17 protein-coding genes are annotated in these 20,868 nt (G+C 51.5%); 15 read left to right on the forward strand and 2 right to left on the reverse strand.

Features of this window, described 5'->3' with window-relative positions; translation table 11 throughout:
* Window positions 1-179 precede the first annotated feature (179 nt).
* From CVV44_17480 to CVV44_17535, 12 genes are all read left to right on the forward strand, one after another.
* Window positions 180-458, forward strand: coding sequence for a prevent-host-death protein (locus CVV44_17480; protein PKL36014.1), 279 nt, complete (start codon window positions 180-182; stop codon window positions 456-458).
* Complete coding sequence (locus CVV44_17485) at window positions 455-778, forward strand: plasmid stabilization protein (GenBank protein PKL36015.1); 324 nt, start codon at window positions 455-457, stop codon at window positions 776-778. Before CVV44_17480 ends, CVV44_17485 begins: the two co-directional genes overlap by 4 nt.
* 318 nt (window positions 779-1,096) lie before the next feature.
* Entirely contained in the window at window positions 1,097-1,999 is a 903-nt protein-coding gene (locus tag CVV44_17490; GenBank protein PKL36016.1) for a hydroxymethylbilane synthase, read from the forward strand.
* Window positions 1,996-3,492, forward strand: coding sequence for a uroporphyrinogen-III C-methyltransferase (cobA, locus tag CVV44_17495; GenBank protein ID PKL36017.1), 1,497 nt, complete (start codon window positions 1,996-1,998; stop codon window positions 3,490-3,492). Before CVV44_17490 ends, cobA begins: the two co-directional genes overlap by 4 nt.
* 20 nt (window positions 3,493-3,512) lie before the next feature.
* A complete protein-coding gene (locus CVV44_17500) occupies window positions 3,513-4,481 on the forward strand; it encodes a porphobilinogen synthase (GenBank protein PKL36018.1) in 969 nt (322 codons plus the stop codon).
* Window positions 4,482-4,663: 182 nt separating this feature from the next.
* The gene (hemL, locus tag CVV44_17505) at window positions 4,664-5,956 is read left to right on the forward strand and encodes a glutamate-1-semialdehyde-2,1-aminomutase (GenBank protein ID PKL36019.1); all 1,293 of its coding nucleotides are present in this window, start codon (window positions 4,664-4,666) and stop codon (window positions 5,954-5,956) included.
* 97 nt (window positions 5,957-6,053) lie between these two features.
* Window positions 6,054-7,361, forward strand: a complete 1,308-nt coding sequence (locus CVV44_17510; GenBank protein ID PKL36020.1) for a glutamyl-tRNA reductase — start codon at window positions 6,054-6,056, stop codon at window positions 7,359-7,361.
* A gap of 2 nt (window positions 7,362-7,363) precedes the next feature.
* Window positions 7,364-8,452 carry a heme b synthase gene (ahbD, locus tag CVV44_17515; GenBank protein ID PKL36268.1) on the forward strand — a complete coding sequence of 363 codons (1,089 nt, stop codon included), beginning with the start codon at window positions 7,364-7,366 and terminating at the stop codon, window positions 8,450-8,452.
* Window positions 8,416-9,453, forward strand: a complete 1,038-nt coding sequence (locus tag CVV44_17520) for an Lrp/AsnC family transcriptional regulator (GenBank protein PKL36021.1) — start codon at window positions 8,416-8,418, stop codon at window positions 9,451-9,453. Before ahbD ends, CVV44_17520 begins: the two co-directional genes overlap by 37 nt.
* On the forward strand, window positions 9,437-10,708 hold the full coding sequence (locus CVV44_17525) for a hypothetical protein (protein ID PKL36022.1): 1,272 nt from the start codon (window positions 9,437-9,439) through the stop codon (window positions 10,706-10,708). Before CVV44_17520 ends, CVV44_17525 begins: the two co-directional genes overlap by 17 nt.
* Window positions 10,708-11,355 (forward strand): siroheme synthase, encoded by a 648-nt coding sequence (locus CVV44_17530; GenBank protein ID PKL36023.1) that lies wholly within the window; start codon window positions 10,708-10,710, stop codon window positions 11,353-11,355. The genes CVV44_17525 and CVV44_17530 overlap by 1 nt, the downstream gene beginning before the upstream one ends.
* Window positions 11,279-12,592, forward strand: a complete 1,314-nt coding sequence (locus CVV44_17535; protein PKL36024.1) for an NAD(P)/FAD-dependent oxidoreductase — start codon at window positions 11,279-11,281, stop codon at window positions 12,590-12,592. Before CVV44_17530 ends, CVV44_17535 begins: the two co-directional genes overlap by 77 nt.
* An 18-nt stretch (window positions 12,593-12,610) precedes the next feature.
* Here CVV44_17535 and CVV44_17540 read toward each other — a convergent pair whose 3' ends face one another.
* The gene (locus CVV44_17540) at window positions 12,611-14,563 is read right to left on the reverse strand and encodes an aldehyde ferredoxin oxidoreductase (GenBank protein ID PKL36025.1); all 1,953 of its coding nucleotides are present in this window, start codon (window positions 14,561-14,563) and stop codon (window positions 12,611-12,613) included.
* Between the two features lie 252 nt (window positions 14,564-14,815).
* Here CVV44_17540 and CVV44_17545 point away from each other — a divergent pair, with 252 nt between their 5' ends.
* Together CVV44_17545 and CVV44_17550 are read left to right on the forward strand one after the other, a co-directional pair.
* Complete coding sequence (locus CVV44_17545; GenBank protein ID PKL36026.1) at window positions 14,816-15,487, forward strand: hypothetical protein; 672 nt, start codon at window positions 14,816-14,818, stop codon at window positions 15,485-15,487.
* A complete protein-coding gene (locus tag CVV44_17550) occupies window positions 15,480-16,766 on the forward strand; it encodes an MFS transporter (GenBank protein PKL36027.1) in 1,287 nt (428 codons plus the stop codon). The genes CVV44_17545 and CVV44_17550 overlap by 8 nt, the downstream gene beginning before the upstream one ends.
* 52 nt (window positions 16,767-16,818) lie before the next feature.
* Here the strand turns inward: CVV44_17550 and CVV44_17555 are convergent, their stop codons facing one another.
* Complete coding sequence (locus tag CVV44_17555) at window positions 16,819-18,693, reverse strand: hypothetical protein (protein PKL36028.1); 1,875 nt, start codon at window positions 18,691-18,693, stop codon at window positions 16,819-16,821.
* Between CVV44_17555 and CVV44_17560 the strand changes: the two genes are divergently transcribed.
* Complete coding sequence (locus CVV44_17560) at window positions 18,688-20,835, forward strand: hypothetical protein (protein PKL36029.1); 2,148 nt, start codon at window positions 18,688-18,690, stop codon at window positions 20,833-20,835. The genes CVV44_17555 and CVV44_17560 overlap by 6 nt on opposite strands.
* Window positions 20,836-20,868: the final 33 nt, after the last annotated feature.

The following is a 20,868-nucleotide window of genomic DNA, read 5'->3' on the forward strand; positions in this document are numbered from 1 at the left end:
TGTTAATAATTTGACATATTGGTCATCAGGAACGGCCTTCCGATAAGACCTGTTATCTGATCCTTCAGTCCACCTCACATTGCTTCTGGATTGAAAAACTTGGCGCTCTTCGTCTCTCCCCACGAATAAATAGCTTGACTTGACCTGAATTTGGACTAAATTATGGTCAGAGGTGGAAAATGAAACTGAGTGAAGCGATTAAACCCATCAGCTACCTGAAGGCCCATGCCTCAGAACTGGTGCGTGAGGTTTCGGAAGACCGAAAGACATTGATCATTACGCAAAACGGAGAGGCAAAGGTCATTGTTCAGGATCTGGAGACCTATGAAGAAACGCAGGATAGTCTTGCCATGCTGAAAATGCTCGCGCAGAGTATGGTAAGCAAAAAAGAAGGAAAATTTAAAACCAGCAGGCAATCATTCAAATCGGTTCGAGACCGTGTAAAGGATCTTTCGTGAACTACCAGGTAAATATCGTCAGTGACGCGGAAGACGATCTTTTCGAAATTTACACATACATCCTTTCGCACGATTCCTCCCATAACGCCGAGTACGTGCTGAATGAGATAGAAAAAGTCTGCGCGAGCCTGGAACAACTGCCGCAGAGGCGGCATGTCCCGCCGGAATTGTCGAGAATAAATGTTTCCCACTTTCTCGAAGTTCACTTCAAACCCTATCGGATAATCTACGAGATTGACGGCAGGAAAGTCTTCATTCATTGTATTCTTGACGGAAGGCGTGATCTTCAGGACCTTCTGGCAAAAAGATTACTGCGATAACAGGATAATATCCCGGCCGGTACTGGCAGAAAGTCCCTTTTCAGTTGCAATACCGGTGAAGGGCAACCGGGTCCACCGGCGTGCCAATATCCTGAAGAGCTGAAGGGCAGACTGAGTATTCTTAATGTATAGATATATATCCCCGAAGGGCATTCCGGCAATTTAATCCCATCTGTTTACTTTTTGTATACCCAGGGCTGATTTTGACGGTGGTCTGTCTGCGAAGGACAGCGGAGGAATAAAACATTTGACATAAATTCACCATTCTTTCAACTGAAGTGATATCATTTCAGTATTTTAGTGGAATATCAGGAATATATGAAAATTAAAATAGGTACGCGGGGAAGCGAGTTGGCCATGTGGCAGGCCCGCTTTGTGGCCGGTCTCATCGGTCCGGAACGCACCGAGATCATAGTAATAAAAACCCAGGGTGATGCAATCCAGAACGTCTCTTTTGACAAGATGGAAGGCAAGGGTTTCTTCACCAAGGAAATAGAAGAGGCCCTGCTGGATAAGAGGATAGACCTGGCGGTCCATTCCCTGAAAGACCTGCCTACGGAAAATCCCGCGGGACTGGTCATCGCGGCAATTCCGGAACGCGAGGACCCCGCGGACCGGCTGCTCATGAGTCCCGAAGCCTGGGATGACGATATGCCGCTGCATCTGAAAGAGAATGCCGTGATCGGTACCAGTTCCATGCGCAGGATGGCCCAGCTGAAATTTCTCCGCAGCGATCTCCTCATTGAACCTCTCCGGGGAAATGTGAACACGAGGATACGGAAACTGCGTGAAGGGCGCTATGACGGCATCGTGCTGGCGGCGGCGGGCATAAAGCGGATAGACCTGGCAGTGGATGATTTTAAATCGATTGTCCTGGGCACGGATATATTCCTGCCGGCGCCGGGACAGGGGGCTCTGGGCCTTCAGATCCGCGAAGATGACGATGATACGCTTCGCGCCGTGGCTCCCCTGAATCACGGCGGAACCGAACGGCTTGTTTCGGCTGAGCGTGCCTTTCTCCGTCATTTCGGCGGCGGCTGCCATATCCCCCTGGGCGCCTTTGCCGTGGACGAGGCCGGTGCGATACGGCTTCATGGGGTTGTGGCCTCCACGGACGGCAGCAAATCCCTCAGGGAGGAGATAACCGATACGGACCCGGAAAGCGCCGGATCAAGGCTCGCCCGGCTATTAAAGGATAAAGGAGCGGACAGGCTGATATGAAAACCGGTTTTGTGTATCTCGTGGGTGCCGGTCCCGGTGATCCGGGGCTTATAACCGTGAAGGCCCTGGAGGCCCTGGAGGAAGCGGACTGCATCATCTATGACTATCTTGCCAACGCGTCGCTTCTGCGCAGCTATACCTGTGAAAAAATTTACGTGGGCAAGCAGGGCGGCGATCATACCCTGCCCCAGGAAGAGATAAACGATCTCCTGGTACGCAAGGCCAGGGAGGGAAAGATCATTGTGCGCCTCAAGGGCGGCGATCCCTATATATTCGGCCGTGGCGGCGAGGAGGCCGAGGACCTGGTGGATGCCGGTATTCCCTTCTGCGTTGTTCCGGGCATATCGTCTTTTTATTCAGCGCCGGCCTATGCGGGCATTCCCCTGACGCACCGCGATTACGCCAATGCCTTTGAGGTTATCACGGGACACCGGCGGAGCGACGCCTCCGACGAAGAGGACGTCAATTTCCCCGATTATGATCCATGCCGTTCCTACGCGTTCCTCATGGGCATGAAGAACCTTGCCCACATAGCGGCTTCGCTGATAAAAGAAAAAAATTTTCCGGCCGATACGCCTGTTGCGATCATATCCTGGGGAACCAGGCCGGAACAGCAGGTAGTCACGGGAACTCTGACCACCATTGCCGGGGAAGTGACCAGGTCCGGTGTGCGGCCGCCCGCCATCATCGTCGTGGGCCGCGTGGTGCTCCTCCGGGAAAAACTCCGGTGGTTTGACACGCTGCCCCTTTTCGGCAAAAAGATCGTGGTGACCCGTACCCGGCAGCAGGCCTCGAAACTGACGAAAAAGCTGGCGTCTCTTGGCGCCCGTGTCATCGAGCTGCCCGCCCTGGAGATACGGGAAATGGAAGACGCGGGGCCCCTTCATGGGGCCATTGAGAAGCTGGGTAACTATAACTGGATTGTTTTCACGTCCCAGAATGCCGTGAATATATTTTTCAAACATCTGTTTGCCATGGGCAGGGACACCCGTTCCCTGGCGGGCTGTTACATAGCCGTCATCGGGAAGGCCACGGGCGACGAACTGCTGCGGTACGGACTGAAGCCCGACGTGGTGCCGGAAGAATTCGTGGCCGAGAGCCTCCTGGCCTCCCTGGAAAAGACCGGTATCACCGACGGCACTATCCTGCTGCCCTGCTCCGAAGACGCCCGGGATACCCTGTACGAGGGAATGAAAAAGCTGGGAGCCCGCGTTGACCGCATCCATATCTATCGTCCGGAAAAACCGGAACCGGTACCGGTTGAGGAAATGGAAGAAGTGAGGAATGCCCATATGATCACCTTCGCCAGCTCGTCAACGGTTCGGCATTTTTTCGATATGGTTCCCGAAACGAAAGCTGTTGCGGCCAGCATCGGCCCTGTGACGTCGTCGACGCTGCGTGAACTGGGCCATGCGCCCGTTGTGGAAGCCGGGGAGTATACCATCGACGGCCTGGTGCAGGCCATCACCGATTATTACCGGGAAAAGAATTAAGAAGAAGGGGAGGATAGACGATGCCAACCTACAGGCCGCGACGACTCAGAACAACGAAAACCATACGGGACCTCGTTTCCGAAACGGTTGTCATGCCTTCGAAACTCATCATGCCACATTTTGTCCGCGAGGGAAAAGATATACGAGAGGCAATTACTTCCATGCCCGGCATCGACCGTGTTTCCCTCGACAATCTCATAAAAGACATTGAATCGGATCTTAACCTGGGAATCACTATGGTTCTTCTTTTCGGTATTCCCGATGAGAAGGATGAAAAGGGGACCGGGGCCTGGGATGAATCGGGAATCGTCCAGCAGGCGGTCCGGGAAATAAAAAAACGCTTCCCCGGAATCTGCGTTATCACCGACGTGTGTCTCTGTGAATACACCAGTCACGGCCATTGCGGTATCGTGAGCGACAGCCGGGTCCTCAATGATCCCACCCTGGAGCTTCTGGCCAGGACGGCCCTTTCCCATGCCGCTGCCGGGGCAGACATGGTGGCCCCGTCGGACATGATGGACGGTAGGGTCGGGGCCATCCGCGATGCACTGGACGGCGGTGGTTTTGACGAAACGGCAATCATGGCCTATTCGGCCAAGTACGCCTCGGCTTTTTACGGTCCCTTCAGGGACGCCGCGGGGAGCGCCCCGCAGTTCGGCGACCGCCAGAGCTACCAGATGGACTGCCGCAACGCCCGGGAGGCCGAGCGCGAGGTAATCCTGGATCTCGACGAGGGAGCCGATATCGTCATGGTGAAGCCGGCGCTGTCCTATCTTGACATAATATACCGGGTAAAGGAGATTTCTCCCGTGCCGGTGTGCGCCTATAACGTGAGCGGCGAATACTCCATGGTCAAGGCGGCTGCGCGTCTCGGCCTGGGTGATGAGCGGCGGCTGACGTTGGAAATACTGACGTCCATATTCAGGGCCGGGGCCGACATGGTGATTTCATATCACACCAGGGATCTGCTGAAGAATAAGTGGCTGTAGATGACACAGGCCCCCTAAATCTTCCGGAGGGGGACTTGTAAAAGGTATATTTTAAACCCCTTACAGGGGTGGCGGGTTTCTATTTATATATCCTATGAATCACTTTGCCGGGGTCTTGCTGAATTAAGTTTATCCCTGCATCGGGGGCCGGGGAGAATGAACTTTAAACTGGAGTTGATTTTATGAATACAAAAAATTCCGCTTTGCTGTATGCCGAGGCTTTGAAGCTCCTCCCCGGCGGGGTCGATTCGCCGGTGCGCGCCTTCCGCTCCGTGGGAGGCGACCCGCTCTTCATGAAGAGGGGAGTCGGGTCCCGTATATTCGATGAAGATAACAATGAATACATAGATTACTGTATGTCATGGGGTCCGCTGATCCTGGGCCATGCCGATCCCGATGTAGTCAAGGCCGTTCAGATAACGGCCGAGAGTGGAACCAGTTTCGGCACACCCCATAAGTATGAGGTGGAGCTGGCAAAACTGGTGACCGGCTCTTTTCCGAGCATAAAAAAAATCCGTTTTGTCAACTCCGGCACCGAAGCCGTCATGAGTGCCATACGCCTGGCCCGGGGTTTTACGGGGAGGGACAAATTCATCAAGTTCGACGGATGCTATCATGGTCATGCCGACCATCTGCTCGTGGCGGCCGGGTCAGGCCTGGCTACCCTGGGCACGCCCGATTCCGCCGGGGTGACGGCCGCCAATGCCGGGGACACCATCGTACTCCCCTTCAATGACCTGGATGCTCTCGCGGCATGCCTGTCAGAAAATGATTCTCTTGTTGCCGCTGTCATCATGGAACCCGTTCCCTGCAATTATGGCCTCATCATGCCGTCGGAAAAATATCTCCAGGGTGTCCGGTCTCTCTGTACCCGGCACAACGTGGTACTGATTTTCGATGAGGTTATTACGGGCTACCGGCTCTCCGACGGTGGCGCTCAGAAATATTACGGCATTGAGGCGGACCTGACCACGCTGGGCAAGATAATCGGCGGCGGCCTTCCCGTGGGGGCTTACGGCGGCAGGGAGGATATCATGAAAATGGTGGCTCCCGATGGTCCTGTGTACCAGGCAGGCACCCTGTCAGGCAACCCCCTGGCCATGGCCGCGGGGATTGCCACCCTGAAAAAGCTGGTCAACGGTTCTCCCTATGTCATGCTTCAGCATAAGGCCGATTATTTCCGCGATATACTGAAGCCTTCCCTGGCGAAATACGAGGGGCGTTTCCTGTTTCAGCAGATAGGATCGGTTTTTTCATTCTGCTTCACGGACAAAAAGACTATCATCTCCGTGGATGATATAAAAAAGGGCGATATGAAACTCTTTGCCAGGTTTCATCATGAGATGCTGTCAAAGGGAGTGTATCTCGCACCATCGGGATATGAGGTGGGATTCATTTCCCTGGCTCACAGCGACGAAGATCTGATACGAACGGCCGACGCCGTGAGTCATTCACTGGCAGCGGTCCTGGGATGATCGTGCCGGGGCCGGTTTCGTAAGGGCGATAGAATAGTTATTTACAACGCATCGCGTACCATGTTATTATGAAGGCAAAACGAACAGGATAAATGAGATGGGGCATAAAACAGCTGATATAGCGGTAATAGGTTTCAGTCATAAAACGGCGCCCGTGGAAAAACGGGAGTGTTTCTCGATTCACTATGACATTCTGCCGGAACTCTACGGGAAAATGAGGGAACATGCCATTGATGAGGCCGTATATATGGCCACATGCAACCGCGTTGAGACCTACATAGCATCTCGTTCCGTGAAGAAAGACATTGAAAAGATTACCGCGATGTATGAAGAGATATCCGGCATGCCGTATGATGAATTCAAGGATCACCTCTATGTGAAAACTTCCCGGGAGGCCGTTCATCACCTTCTTTCGGTCATATCCTCCCTGGACAGCATGGTGCTGGGCGAGAATGAGATTGTGGGCCAGGTGAAGGACGCCTTTACCCATGCCGTGTATAACAAGGCTGTGGGTCCCGTCCTGAACAAGCTCTTTCATCAGGCCTTCCGCACCGCGAAGCAGGTGAAAACCGAAACCGATATCTCGCGCAATCCCCTGTCTGTGGCCTATATCGCTGCTGATCTGGCACGGAAACTTTTTCCCGATTTTCAGAATCGAAAAGCGCTGCTTGTGGGCGCCGGTGAAATGGGAGAGCTTATACTGAAATATTTTACCAAGTACGATATAGGCCACGTCACTATCGCCAACCGCTCGATCCATAATTCTGAGAGGATTGCCGCAGAAATCAATCGTGAAGCCGAGATTGTGCTTCTGGAGGATATTACCGAAACGGCAGCCGAAGTCGATATCGTGATTACATCGGTTACGGCGCCCCATTACATGGTAACCGCCGAGATGGCCAGGGAAATCATGAAGATAAGGAAAAACCGCCCGTTGTTTCTTATCGATATAGCTGTCCCCAGGAATATTGATCCCGAAGTGGCCGACGTGGAGGGTGTTCATCTCTACAATATAGACAGCCTCCAGGACATCGCCGATGATAATCTGAAGAGCAGGATCAAGGAGGTCGACCTTGCCCGGGAGTTTATCGAGACTAACGTAAAAGATTTTTTTGAGTGGTTCCAGGAACTGTCCGTGGCTCCCACGATCGTCTCCATACAGAACACCTTTGATGAAATCCGCTCGAAGGAGCTGGGTCGCTACAGGAAGAAAAAATTGAAACATCTCAGTGATGATGATTTCGCACTGATAGAGGATTTGACCAGACAGATTATGACGAAGACGCTTCATAATCCCATTATGAATCTGAAGCGCTATCACCGCGCTTCCGGTGATGATCATTCTGAAAAAGAACACCTGCGCCTTCAGACCAAGTTTATAGAGGAGTTATTCAGCAAAAAATGAAAATGCCCGATAAACCCAGGCTCATATTCTGGGAACTGACAAAGCAATGCAATTTGGCATGTAAACACTGCCGCGCCGAGGCTGAAAACATCGATTACGGCGGAGAGCTTGAGCTGGACCAGGTAAAAAAAATAATCGATGACATAGCGGATTTTTCCAGTCCCATACTGGTCCTCACCGGTGGCGAGCCCCTGTATCGGCATGATGTTTTTGATATTGCCCGGTACGCCGGTGAAAAAAAACTCCGCGTGGCCCTGGCAACCAATGGCACGCTTATTGACACCGATTGCGCCGCTAAAATAAGGGATGCCGGTATCGCCCGCGTCAGCATTTCCATTGACGGAAGCACGGCCGCCTCACACGACGATTTTCGCGGTATCCCCGGTTCATTTGACGGCGCCGTGCGCGGAGCCCGTCTTCTCAGGGAACAGGGGGTGGAATTTCAGTTCAACACCACCGTGACAAAAAGAAATGTTCATGAGATCGAGGATATTCTGAAATTCGCCGTTGGAGAAGGTGCCGCGGCCCTGCATATATTCATGCTGGTCCCCGTGGGCTGCGGTGTTGAAATCGCCGAAACCGACATGATATCCAGCGAAAAATACGAGGAAGTTCTGAACTGGTTTTACGACCGCTCGAAAGACACGAAGATGGAACTCAAGGCAACGTGCGCTCCTCATTATTATCGTGTTATACGCCAGCGGGCCCGGGAAGAAGGCCGCACCCTGTCCTTTGAGCATGACGGCATGGCTGCCATGACCAGGGGATGTCTGGCCGGAAGCGGCGTATGCTTCATTTCACACCGCGGCGACGTTCAGCCCTGCGGATACCTGCCACTGGTGGCGGGGAATGTCCTGGCTGATGATTTTAAAAAAATATGGGAGGAGTCGGAGCTCTTCCTGTCGCTGCGCGACGCTGACCGTCTCGAAGGTAAATGCGGCGAATGCGGATACCGCATGGTATGCGGGGGCTGCCGGGCCAGGGCGCACTATGCCACGGGCCGTTACCTGGACGAAGAGCCGTACTGCCTGTATGAGCCGAAGGGGAAAGAACAATGCCGGAATTCAGCAGCAGCGAAGCAAAAATCCTGAACCTGGTCCAGAGGGACTTTCCTCTTACGGAGAAGCCTTTTGAAGAGATGGGTTCCGCAGCAGGGGTCTCCGGCGGGGAAGTTCTGCGGCTCGTGAAGGACCTGAAAGAGCGCAATATAATACGTAATATAGCCGGTATTTTCAACGGCGAGAGTCTGGGCTATCACCTGAGCCTGGTGGCTCTCAGGGTACCGAAGGAGAAGACCGACGAGGCGGCCTCGGTCATCAACAGCCATCCCGGCGTGAGTCATAATTATCTTCGCGATAATGATTTTAATTTGTGGTTCACCCTGGCCGAGGAGGATGAGGATAGCCTGCGGGAGAGCGCAGGAACCATCGCGAAAAAATGCGGTGCCGAAGATTTTCTCATGCTCCGCAATGAAAAGCTTTTCAAGATCGGATTCATGCTTGCCATCGGGGAGGATGATACGGGATCTGAGCAGACGGGTTCCGGAGTCAGAACCGAACCATTCAGGGGAACCCTGAGCCGGGAGGACCGCGAGGCGGTGTATCTGCTCCAGTCGGACCTGCCGCTCGTAGACCGGCCCTTCGATGCGCTTGCGGAAAAGAGCGATCGTTTCAGCGGGAGTTCGCTTATTGAGACGGGCAGGCGGCTTCTGGAGATGGGCGTCATGAGGCGATACGCGGCCGTACTGCGGCACAAAAAGGCCGGGTTTACCCATAATGCCATGACGGCGTGGAAACTCGGGAACGATGTCAATGCCGATGAAAGGATACGGCCTTTCATGGAAGAGCGGTCCGTGACCCATCTGTACCTGCGTACGGTGGTTCCCGGCCGTTGGGAATTCCCTCTCTTTGCCATGGTTCATGCAAAAAGCAGCGAAGAACTGGAGTCGGTTCTGGAAAAGCTCGCAGGGGATTCGGGGCTGACCGAAAGGCTTGTGCTCAGGTCGGTTCATGAATATAAAAAAAAGAAGGTGATATATTTTTCACCGGAATTTCAGGAATGGAAAAGGTTGTATTATGATAGATATAGGTAAAATATACTGCGGTGGAAGTTCAACGGGAGACGGACTCAGGTACGGTACCAAGGCTACCGCCGATTCGCACGGAAACGCCCCGCACCGCGTGGCCACCCTGGCCAGTGACAGGCGTCCCATTGTCGTGTGGAGCACCACGCGTACCTGCAACCTCAGGTGCGTTCACTGCTATACCGATTCTGATAACCAGAAATACGCCGGTGAACTGACTACCGAGGAGGGACTGCAGCTCATTGATGAACTGGCTGATTTTTCCATCCCGTCACTTCTTTTTTCCGGCGGGGAGCCCCTGATGCGGCATGACCTCTTCAAGCTTATCGAATACGCAGCCAAAAAAAATGTGCGTCCCGTCATTTCAACCAACGGGACCCTCATCGACAAGGACACGGCCAGAGACATCAAGAATGCCGGCGTTGTATACGTGGGGATAAGCCTGGACGGCATGGAAGAGGTAAACGACAGCTTCCGCGGCGTAGAAGGGGCCTATAAAAAGGCCATGAAGGGATTTGAAAACTGCCGTAACGCCGATCAGCGCGTGGGCCTGCGGCTCACCCTGACAAAGCGGAATTATCAGGACCTGCACCGCATTTTTGATTTTATCGAGACCGAGGGGATAAACCGGGCCTGTTTCTATCACCTGGTCTATTCAGGCAGGGGCAGCAGCATGTTCAATGACGACCTGACCTACCGGGAGTCCCGTCATGCCATGGATATCATCATTGAACGCACCGATGATTATTTTTCACGGGGCCTTGATATCAACATTCTGACCGTTGACAATCATACCGACGGTGTATATCTTTACCTGAAGCTCCTGGAGAAAGACCCTGTCAGGGCGGAGGAAATATACCGCCTGCTGTCCTGGAACGGCGGCGGCGCCAATTCCACGGGTGTGGGGATCGGGAATATCGATTTTTTCGGCAATGTGCATCCAGACCAGTTCTGGCAGGATTATACCCTGGGCAATATCAGGGAACGCCGTTTTGGCGAGATATGGCTCGACGAGAGTGAGCCGCTCATGAAGGGGCTGAAGAACAAAGCGCAGTATATCAAGGGGCGATGCCGTCTCTGTAAATACCGGGAGCTCTGTACCGGCGCCATGCGGGTGCGGGCTTTCCGCACCTATGATGATCCCTGGGCCCCGGACCCTCAGTGCTATCTTACCGATGAGGAGATCGGTCTTGACGCCGAGAAAAAGGAGGAGCTCCGGAGAAAAGGAGAATTCTTCCCACAGCCCGAGGAGCTGCTGAAATAATGGAGCTCTATCCCATCATGATAAACCTGGAGGGTCGCCGGGTATGTGTCATCGGCGCCGGAGAGGTGGCCCTGCGCAAGGTTAAAGACCTCCTTGGCTGCGGCGCCCTGGTGAGCGTGATAGCGCCGTTAATGCATGAGGGATTTGCGGGACTGGCTGAATATTACGGTGACCGGTTGGTGATGATAAAAAGGGAGTACCGGTACGGCGATGTCGGCGATTCGGTCCTGGTTTTTTCGGCCACCAATGATGAAAGGGTCAACGGGACCGTTTTCAATGAGGCCCAGGAGCGGAATATTCTCATTAATGCCGTGGATGATCCGCCCAACTGCAGTTTTTTCATTCCCTCATCATATCGCAAAGGGGACCTGATCATGACTCTCTCCACCAGCGGGGCCTCGCCGGCCATGGCCGCCAGGATACGGCGTGAGCTCCAGAAACACATTCCCGAACATATCGATATCATGCTGGAGGCGCTGAAGGAAGCCAGGGAGATGCTGAAAAGCGACAGTCGTTTCGTGCATCTTGATTCGGTGCGGCGAGGCGAAGTGCTGAAGACCATGGTTAACGATGACGCCCGGCTGGAAGAACTCCGCCTTTCCTTTGAGCAGGGAAGCCTCGGGACGTTTTTGCTTCAAATCCTGTAAACCCATGAAACAATGCAATCATCTATTTATCGGTGCAGGCCCGGCCGGTCTTTTCTCGGCGCTCAGTGCGGCGGAGAGAGGCAAACGCGTTGTTATGCTGGAAAAGATGGAGCGGCCGGGGATAAAGCTCCTCCTGAGCGGAAGCGGGCAGTGTAATATTACCCGCGGCGGTCCAATGGAGGACTTTTTCCGGCATTACGGCGACAATCATCGTTTTCTGAAGCATGCCCTTCTTTCTTTTACCAACAATGATCTCATGGACTATTTCGGGCAACGGGGACTGGAAATGCTGGTCAGGGAGGACGGCAAGGTCTTTCCCGGGAGTCTCCGCTCCCGAGATGTTCTCGATGTGCTGCTCCACGAATGCGAAAGAGCAGGCGTGGAAATTCTTTACGGAAAGAAAGTCCTGTCGCTGGAAAAAGTAGAAGGATATTTCCGTGCCGGAACCGGTGATGAAACATGGCAGGCGCCCACGGTCCTTATAGCCGCGGGAGGAAAATCATATCCTTCGACGGGTTCTTCGGGAGACGGTTATACCCTGGCTTCCGGTCTGGGACACACGATTATCACCCCGCGTCCTTCTCTTGTTTCCCTTGAAATAAAAAATTTTCCCTTCGGCGATCTGGCGGGAATTTCAATTACGGGCAGTTTCATTTCCCTCCACCGGCAGGGAAAGCGGATGAGGGAGCATCGCGGTGATATTCTTTTTACCCACACGGGGCTTTCCGGTCCCGGCATACTTGATTTTTCCAGGTATATGCAGCCCGGCGATGAAGTCTCTCTGAGTATGACCGCCATGGAAAACCGCGAAGAATTCCGCGGCCGCATCATGGAACGTATGGGCCGGGAACCGGCAGTGCGCATGCGGATGATTCTCAACGGTGAAAACATTCCCTCACGGCTGACGGAACGACTACTGGAACTGGGCAGTATCGACCGCGATGCCCGCGTCGGTGAAGTAAGGAAGGAGCTGAAAAACAAATTTGTGGATGCCCTTACGGGAACAAGACTGCAAATCAGCGATACGGGTGGTTTTGACCGTGCCATGTGTACTGCCGGGGGCGTGACCCTGAAAGAAATACAGCCCCGTACCATGGAGTCACGGATTGTTCCGGGACTCTACTTTGCCGGTGAAGTCATGGATATCGACGGCGATACGGGAGGATACAACCTCCAGGCCGCTTTTTCCACGGCCTTTATTGCGGGAAATGCCATGAGAGGGAAATATTCCCGATGACCGCTGAGGTCTTACCGGTTACATATCAATTTTGAGTCTGCTCATAGATTCCCCCGTTGGCTTTCCCGTGGCGGGGTCCCATCCGCTTTGCTTCCAGTAGTCCTTTATCATCTGCTCCACTGGGATGGTCCTTCCGCGGTTCATTCCTTCTTTCTGCGGAGGTTCTCCCGTGGCCCTTCCATGTATCCGGAACGAATGGGGATCGATGCCGTGTTTTATATTGAAGGCCTGCTTGAGTGTCTGGACCTTTTCGCCCATCTCCATGTATTCTTCCGGCGACAGGTCCCATCCTGTTGCGGCATTGAGATAATCAAAGGTGCGTATCCGCTTTGAACCGATGAATACGCCGAAGAGGCAGAGCCCTGCGCCGTTGACCACGTTCATGAAGCGGCTGCAGGCAACGGACTTGACCGCCTTGTTCTTGTCGGCGACAAACCGGGTCTTCTTCAGGTGCAGGGGATGTACGGGGGGAAGTGATTTTACCGTTTTCCAGAGTTGAAACATCTCGTAATACATCTGCGCGCCGATGGTATGTCTGCCCGGTGCGGGCTCTACGCTATAATGCACCGCAAAACCGGGGTCCTGGCGTCCGTCATGCATGGCCGGTTCCTGACCCCCGGCATGGACCGCGAACTCATTGGAATTTTTGCCGATACGCTGTGACGCGACTTTTGTACCATCGGCCAGAATATCCCCGATGCCTTCACGGGAAATCATCATCTCGATGAGCGTTTTCACCGCCTGACTGTTTCCCCAGGTGAGGTCAAGTCCGCCCGTATCTTTTTTTGTGAGGATTCCCTTCTCATAGCATTCCATGGCAAAGGAGACCGTGGCCCCGGCCGAGATGGTATCCATGCCCGCCCTGTTGAGTACTTCATTGAGATAGAATATCTCATCCATATTTTCGTTCATGCACAGGCCTCCCAGGGCAAGAACGGTCTCGTATTCGGGTTTATGCGTCTCGCTGAATTTGCCGTCAATGGAGCAAATGCCGCCGCAGCCCAGGGGACAGGAATAGCAGTGGTATTTCTGCTTTTCATGTTTTTTGATTATATCGGGATCAATTGAAGCGGTTTGCCGGTATCCGAAATCGCGATAGCTGCCCTTCCAGTTTTTAAGGGGAGAGTCACCCATGCCTACGGACATGCGGTTCATTGAAGCGGTCCCCCATTTTTTGAGCAGCAACTTGTAGAGCATGCCGTCCATGGCCATTCCCACGGGAAGAACGCCCAGAAGCCATCCCATAAAGGCGCTGGCTTTCCCGCTTATGGGGAGGAACTGGAAATTTACCCATTTAATCAACTTTTTGCTGAGTGCTATTATACTTTCACGGTCATGGACCTGGATGCGAATTTTACCATCGAGCACCACGGCCTTGAGCTTTTTGGAGCCCATGACCGCTCCGAGTCCCGACCGGGCCGCAATACGTCCCCTGTCGTTGCATACGCCTGAGATCAGGGAAATCTTTTCACCGGCCTGGCCAATGCAAGCAACCTTTGCTCCGGAACCGTGTCGTTTTGTCAGAATATCCTCAGTTTCAACGGCATCCTTGCCCCACAGATCGGAAGCATTTCGTATCTCCGTTGTTCCGTTTTTTACATACAGATAGACCGGTTTTTGCGATTTACCGTTGAAAAAAATACCGTCAAAGCCGCACCTTTTAATGGCCGGGGAGAAGGTCCCGCCGCAATTGGCGTCGCCCCATCCTCCCGTAAGGGGGGACTTGCCTACCAGGGACCACCTTCCTGCGAAGAGGGCGCCAGTTCCCGTGAGAAGTCCCGACACCATGCCGAGAATATTTTTTGGCCCCAAGGGGTCGGCGCCGGCGGGAATTCGATTATAGAGAATATACGCGCCGAGACCGGTTCCCGACAGGTAGTTCCTGTAGACATCAGGAGGAATTTCTTCCGTTGTGCAGGTTTTTTTTGTCAAATCCACCATCAATATTTTTCCCATGTATCCCTTGTTCATTTGATGGCCCTCCTTCCTGCCTGAAATAGCTGTTCGGATTGTCGACAATAATACAAAAAAGAAAAAATGTCAACTATAAAACATGAAATATGCCTAAGAAAGAGTTTTATAACCCGATATTGCAAGACCTGAATTGCCGTTAATGGCGTTAATCAAAATATTTTAAAATAACCGTAATGAAATTTTGTATTTACAGGTGTGCTGGTTTGTTGTACTGACAATTCTGACGAATATTTGCATCCAGGAGATTCCATGGTTTTATTTCATGCGGAAAATCTTAATGAACAGATAGCCCATCATCTTCGGGAAAAGATCATTCATCTTGAACTCAGGCCCGGATCACGCCTTCTTGAGGCGAAAATTGCCGCTGAACTGGGGGTCAGCAGGGCGCCGGTGCGTGAAGCCATCAGGATACTTCATAAACAACTGCTTGTTGAAATCCTGCCGCGGAGAGGGGCCCGCGTCACTGAAATTACCGGGCAATATGTTCATAATCTCTTTGAGGTTGTTTATGAACTCTGCGGGATTCTGACAAAGAGGTGCATTGAGAATTGCGATGAGGATCATCGTATAAAACTGGAAGGCGCACTGAAGGGGATTGAAAAGGCTTCGGAGAAGGGGGATGTGGATGCGTATCATCAGGCTGTTTATATTTTTTTTATCCTGGGGATAGAAGCGTCGCAAAACCCTATTCTGGAGGTTATGCTTATGGATCTGCTGCCCGGCATCAATCGTGTTCAGTACGCTTCCCTTTTGAGAAGAAAAATGGATCTGGGACAGAACGCCCGGTATTTCCAGGAAATATTTAAAGCTGTGAAAACCGGGGATGTGGAACTGGGCATGAAAAATATGAAGGAATATATCGCCAATGAGCGCAATTTTGCCCTCATGAGCATTGAGGAACCAGGGGGAGTACATGCATGATATAAAGAAATACCGATGGATAATATTTTCCATTCTGGCCCTGGCCTATCTTCTGGTATATTTTCACCGGCTCTGCGCCGCCGTGGTGGCCGTGGACATCATGCGGGATCTCCAGGCCGGGGGGACCATTATCGGGCTTCTGGCCGCGGCTTACTTCTATCCCTATGCGCTCATGCAGCTTCCTGCCGGTCTTCTCTCCGATTCGCTGGGGCCGCGGAGAACCATCACCATCTTCTTTTTGATCGCCTTTATCGGATCCATAGTTCTTTCCATGGCACCCGACGTTTTCACCGCTATTGCCGGCCGGACTCTGGTAGGTATTGGCGTATCCATGCTCTTCGTTCCTACCATGAAGATTCTGGCGGAATGGTTTGAGGCCCGGGATTTCGCCCTCATGACGGGAATTCTCATCGCCGTGGGCGGAGTTGGTACGCTGGTGGCCACATCACCCCTGGCATGGCTCAGCAGCGCCGTGGGATGGCGCAACAGTTTTTTAATTGTTGGATTTTTAACGCTGCTCATCACCATCCTGGTTTTTGTCATTGTGAGGGACCGGCCCGCCGATATGGGGCTTGAGGCCATTCGTCACGATAACGCTGCGGATACGGAGAAAATCCCTCTGTTGCGCGGAGTGAAAATGGTCCTGACAAACGGTCATTTCTGGCCCCTTGCAGTATGGTTCTTTTTTACATCGGCAATATTTTTTTCCTTCGGGGGAATATGGGGCGGTCCCTATCTCATGCAGATCTACGGCGTGTCCAAGGCAGGAGCGGGTAGTATTCTCTCCATGCTGGCCCTGGGAATGATCGTGGGCAGCCCGGCACACAGTTATATTTCCGACAGGGTAATGAAGGGACGGAAAGCCGTAATGATGGTATCATCGGTTTTTACGCTGTTGATCATCGGCATTATGACTATCTATATCGACGGGCTTTCAGTTCCTCTTCTATATATATTGTGTTTTTTCATGGGGATGTTCAGCAATGCCATTGTGGTTATAGGTTTTACCTCGGCCAAGGAGCTTTTCCCGGTGAGTATCGCCGGCACTGCCACGGGCCTCATCAACCTTTTTCCCTTTGCCGGCGGAGCCGTGTTCCAGCCTGTGCTGGGTTATGTGCTGGAGAGTCAGGGCAAAATTAACGGCATCTTTACAGCCTCGGGATATCAGAAGGCCTTTATGATCTTAACCCTTTGCGGAATTATCGCCCTTGCGGCCAGTTTTTTTCTGAAGGAAACGCTGGAAAATACCACGGCAGCAAAGGGGCCTGAACCGCAATAACGGGGGATCGCTGATCTCTGGCGGTAAATCATCCATGTGGGGTGCCCCGGTATTATTTCAGCTTGAAAAAATCCATCTCTTTCATCAATTCTTCAGCCATGCCATGGAGCTGTTCCGTGTTCCCGGCTATTTCTTCCGCTCCCGAGGCGTTGGACTGTGTCAGTTCGTTTATATTTGATATGGAAACGACGATCTCGTTAAAGGCCGTTTTCTGTTCTTCCGTCGAAACTTTGATTTCGTTCGATTTTGTTTTTACCTCATCGGCGCTCTGAGAAACGTTGCTGTTTGATTTTACCTGAAGGTTCATGTATTCCGATATCCTGTTGATCATATTCACGATTGAATCAACACCTTCGATGATAATGCTGATACCCTCCACGGTTTCATTTGATATTTTCATGCCGAGATTTATTTCAGTATTATTTTCCTGAATCAGTCTGTTTATGTTTTTGATGCTTGATGCGGTCTGGTCGGCCAGTTTGGAAATCTCATCGGCAACGACGGCAAATCCCCGTCCCGATTCTCCTGCCCTGGCCGCTTCTATGGCCGCGTTGAGTGAAAGCAGGTTGGTCTGGTCCGATATGTCATTGATCATTTCCACAATACCGATCATCTCATGGGAGCTTTCATTGATTTTACCCATACTGTTATTCATGCTTTTAAGGGAGTCCTCGCCCGATCGAGCCTTTTCTGTTATTGATTCGGTGATGGAGCGCGTCTCTTCTATATGGCGGTTCATTTCCAAAACGGCGTCGGACAGTTTGTAAATGTCCTTCATCAATTCTTCCATGCTTCCATGCTGGTCCCGGGCGTTAAAGGCGATATGTTCCACGGCGGCGGATATCTCCTCGATTGTCGCCGATATTTCCTCTGCCGAGGCAGCCTGATTCTGGGCATTTTCGGAAAAGTTAATGGTAGCCTTGGAAATCTCATCCGACGATGTGGTCAGCGTAAAGGTCATTTCCTGGACTCTGGCAATAATCGATTTTAGCTTTTCCCTGAAGGTGTCCAGAAGAATGGCCATCTCGGTGAGTTCATCGGGGGCGAGTTTTTTCATAACGTCGCATTCGCGGCAGTCCCGGAATTTGCCCTTCAAGATGGATGGGCAGGCGATGGTGTTTCCTATAAGGGGGGCGTAGGAGCCAACTTCAATGAAGCAGGAGCAGTTCATTTTATCATACATGGAACAGTCCTCTTTCCCGCAGTTCCTGATCTCACTGCACTTCACCTTTTCGAATTGCATGGTTTCGGCAAGATGGCCCTGTGTGAGCCTGTGCAGCCCTTCTTTCATGCGGTCTATCTGTGAGAGAATTCTCCTGCTGATTGCTGTTCCTGAAAAAAAGGCAAGGGCACACAAAAGGAGGATAATGATGATATTTATAATTGTGAAGGATCTCACCGATGCATGCAGGGAGGATATCTCAGTATTTCTCCGCGTATCGTTCAAATATATAAAATTGCTGAAAAGCTCACGTATCCGGGAAAGGCTTTTTTTTGTTTCATCACGGTAACGGGCAATTTTTTCATCCTGGTATTTTTCATTTGTGATGGCGATTGCGGAATTATGCAGCTCCCTGTGAGGAGCCTCCATATCGTGGAATATTTTTTTTTGCTCTGTGGTGAGATCATCGGTGCCATTATTTTTAATAAGATCGTAATACCATTTCCCAAAGGCGCATTGGTGGGGATCGGTTATGCCCTTAAAATGAGACCCGGTGATAATGGATTCAGCCAGTTCATTTACCCACACGACATGATCGACCAGCTTTTCTTTTATCAGGATTTCGTTGTTTATCAGTGATTCAATATGCGCATTCCTGCTTTGAATTGTTTTCTGAAAAATAAGAGATGCTATTCCCTGTACAACGATAATAAGAATAACCGCTGATACTGAATAGAATAGGCGTTTTTTAATTGTTAAATGCATATGCACCTCTTAAGGCTTGTTATACGGGCACGCATTATATTGAGCGCACACCTGTATAATAGTACTATACATGTCTTATATTCAAAAGTAAAATATTTAAAAATATTGATAATTATATGTCGGGAAATCATAAAAAATGTATGGTTGATTTACCCCTGTGCTGTTCTGCTATTATCCAGTGAAGAAGATTCGAGAGTATTCCGGCTGCGGGGATGTCATAAAGTAATTGACAGTACAATATCGTGTGATATCACTTTGGTCGCTGCCTTTAAAGAAAATTTGTACAATGAGAGATCAGATATGAATATAGGAACTGCCGATACCGCCGCTACCGGGATCAGCCCCATGAGTTTTTTTCAAAGGTTCATTTTTTCAACGGAATTAATCAGTTACTTTATTGTTATTCCTCTCCTGTTTCTTTATTTTGCCGTGAACCTGGATATATCCCTGGCTAATCTCATGCTTCTTCTGAAGATACTGGCTATCGTCATTCCCGTCTCCATGTTCACAACTTTTCTCAGTGATTATATCGTAATTATTCCCGTATTGCGGTATCTCAAAGTACGGGAAGGGGCGGGGGAGATGGCATCGGACATATATGACGGGGCTTGCCGCAGGTTTTTCATGCTTCCCTATTATCACGCCTTCGGTTCGCTCATTCGCTGGATCGCCGGCCTTGCCATGGCCTATGTACCCTTTACCATGCTTGCCAGCCTGAGCAGGATACAGGTGGTCAACGTATGGACAACGGCAGTCATTATACCACCTTTCGGCATGGTGCTGTATTTTTTTCTTACTGAAAGAATTACGCAAAAGTACCTCTTTATGGGGATTTTTACATCCTACAGTCCCGGGGGCAGGGATCTGCGGGTGAGCTTCCGCATGCGCATTGTTGTATCCACTATTATCATGGTGAGCCTGCCGGTCACGGCTGTAATCGGTTATTTCCTGATTACCCTGGAAACCGCCGGTGTTCTTGCCTCCATCTCGGCGATGAAACTTTTTCTCATCCTGATTTTCGGTTTTCTGGTGGCGGGCAGCCTGATTTTAACTCTTACCAGATCCCTGACCGAGAAGGCATCTATAATTACGGACCACCTGGGGAAGATAGGCGAGGGGGAACTCGCGACGGATCCGGTCCCCATGGCTGTCATGGATGATCTTGCAGTGATAAACAGAGGAATCCAGGAGATGAAGGGACGGATCGCCGGCATTATATCGGAAATACGCACGATGACGGGCCTTCTTGATTCATCGACTGTTGAGATTTTCAAAATAACCGATTCCTTTTCCGAGGATACGCAGAACCAGGCCGCTACAATCGAGGAGATAACCGCCACGATCGAAGAGGCCGCTGCGAACATTGAAGGAATATCCGTAAATACCACAAACCAGGTAGACAGCCTGAAGGATCTTGTAAGCGGGATGGACGAACTGACTTCAACTATGGAGGCCATGCAGGAAAAAACGACCGGTGCTTCGAAGCAAACTGATGATATCTCAAACCAGGCCCGCCAGGGAGAGGAGTCCCTGCAGAGCATGATCGAGAGTATGAGAAGGATTTCCCAGGGATCAAGCCGCATGACCGACATTATAAGCATTATAAACGACATATCTGACCAGATTAATCTTCTTTCGCTCAACGCCTCTATCGAGGCCGCCAGGGCCGGGGATTACGGTCGCGGTTTTGCCGTTGTGGCCGATGAGATATCAAAGCTGGCCGAAACCACGGCCGCGAGCGTCAAGGAAATCGGCACCGTCATTTCTTCCAGTGATAAAGAGGTGGAGGAGGGCATCAGGATTGTCAACGGTGTTGTTGAAAAAATGACCATGATAACCCGTGGCGTTGTTTCTATAAAAGCCATGACCGATGAGATCAGGGCCTTCATGAAGAAACAGATAGATGGCAACGTGGAAGTCAACAGTGAGGTGGCCGGAGTGATGAAAAAGGCCGGACTCATCGAATCCTCGCTGATTGAACAGAAAAACGCCATGAATGAAGTGAGCCGGTCTATAAATACTATTAATTCCCTTACGCAGCGCATAAGCTCCGGTGCCGAGGAGATTGCCGCTTCCATGGGAGAGAATTCAGGCAGGGCCGTGGACCTGAGAAGAATGGTTGAACTCTTCAGGGTTTCCTGATATCCTTTCGTCCTATTATACCGCACGGGAAAC

This window comes from Spirochaetae bacterium HGW-Spirochaetae-1 (genome assembly GCA_002839375.1).
Lineage (GTDB): Bacteria > Spirochaetota > UBA4802 > UBA4802 > UBA5550 > PGXY01.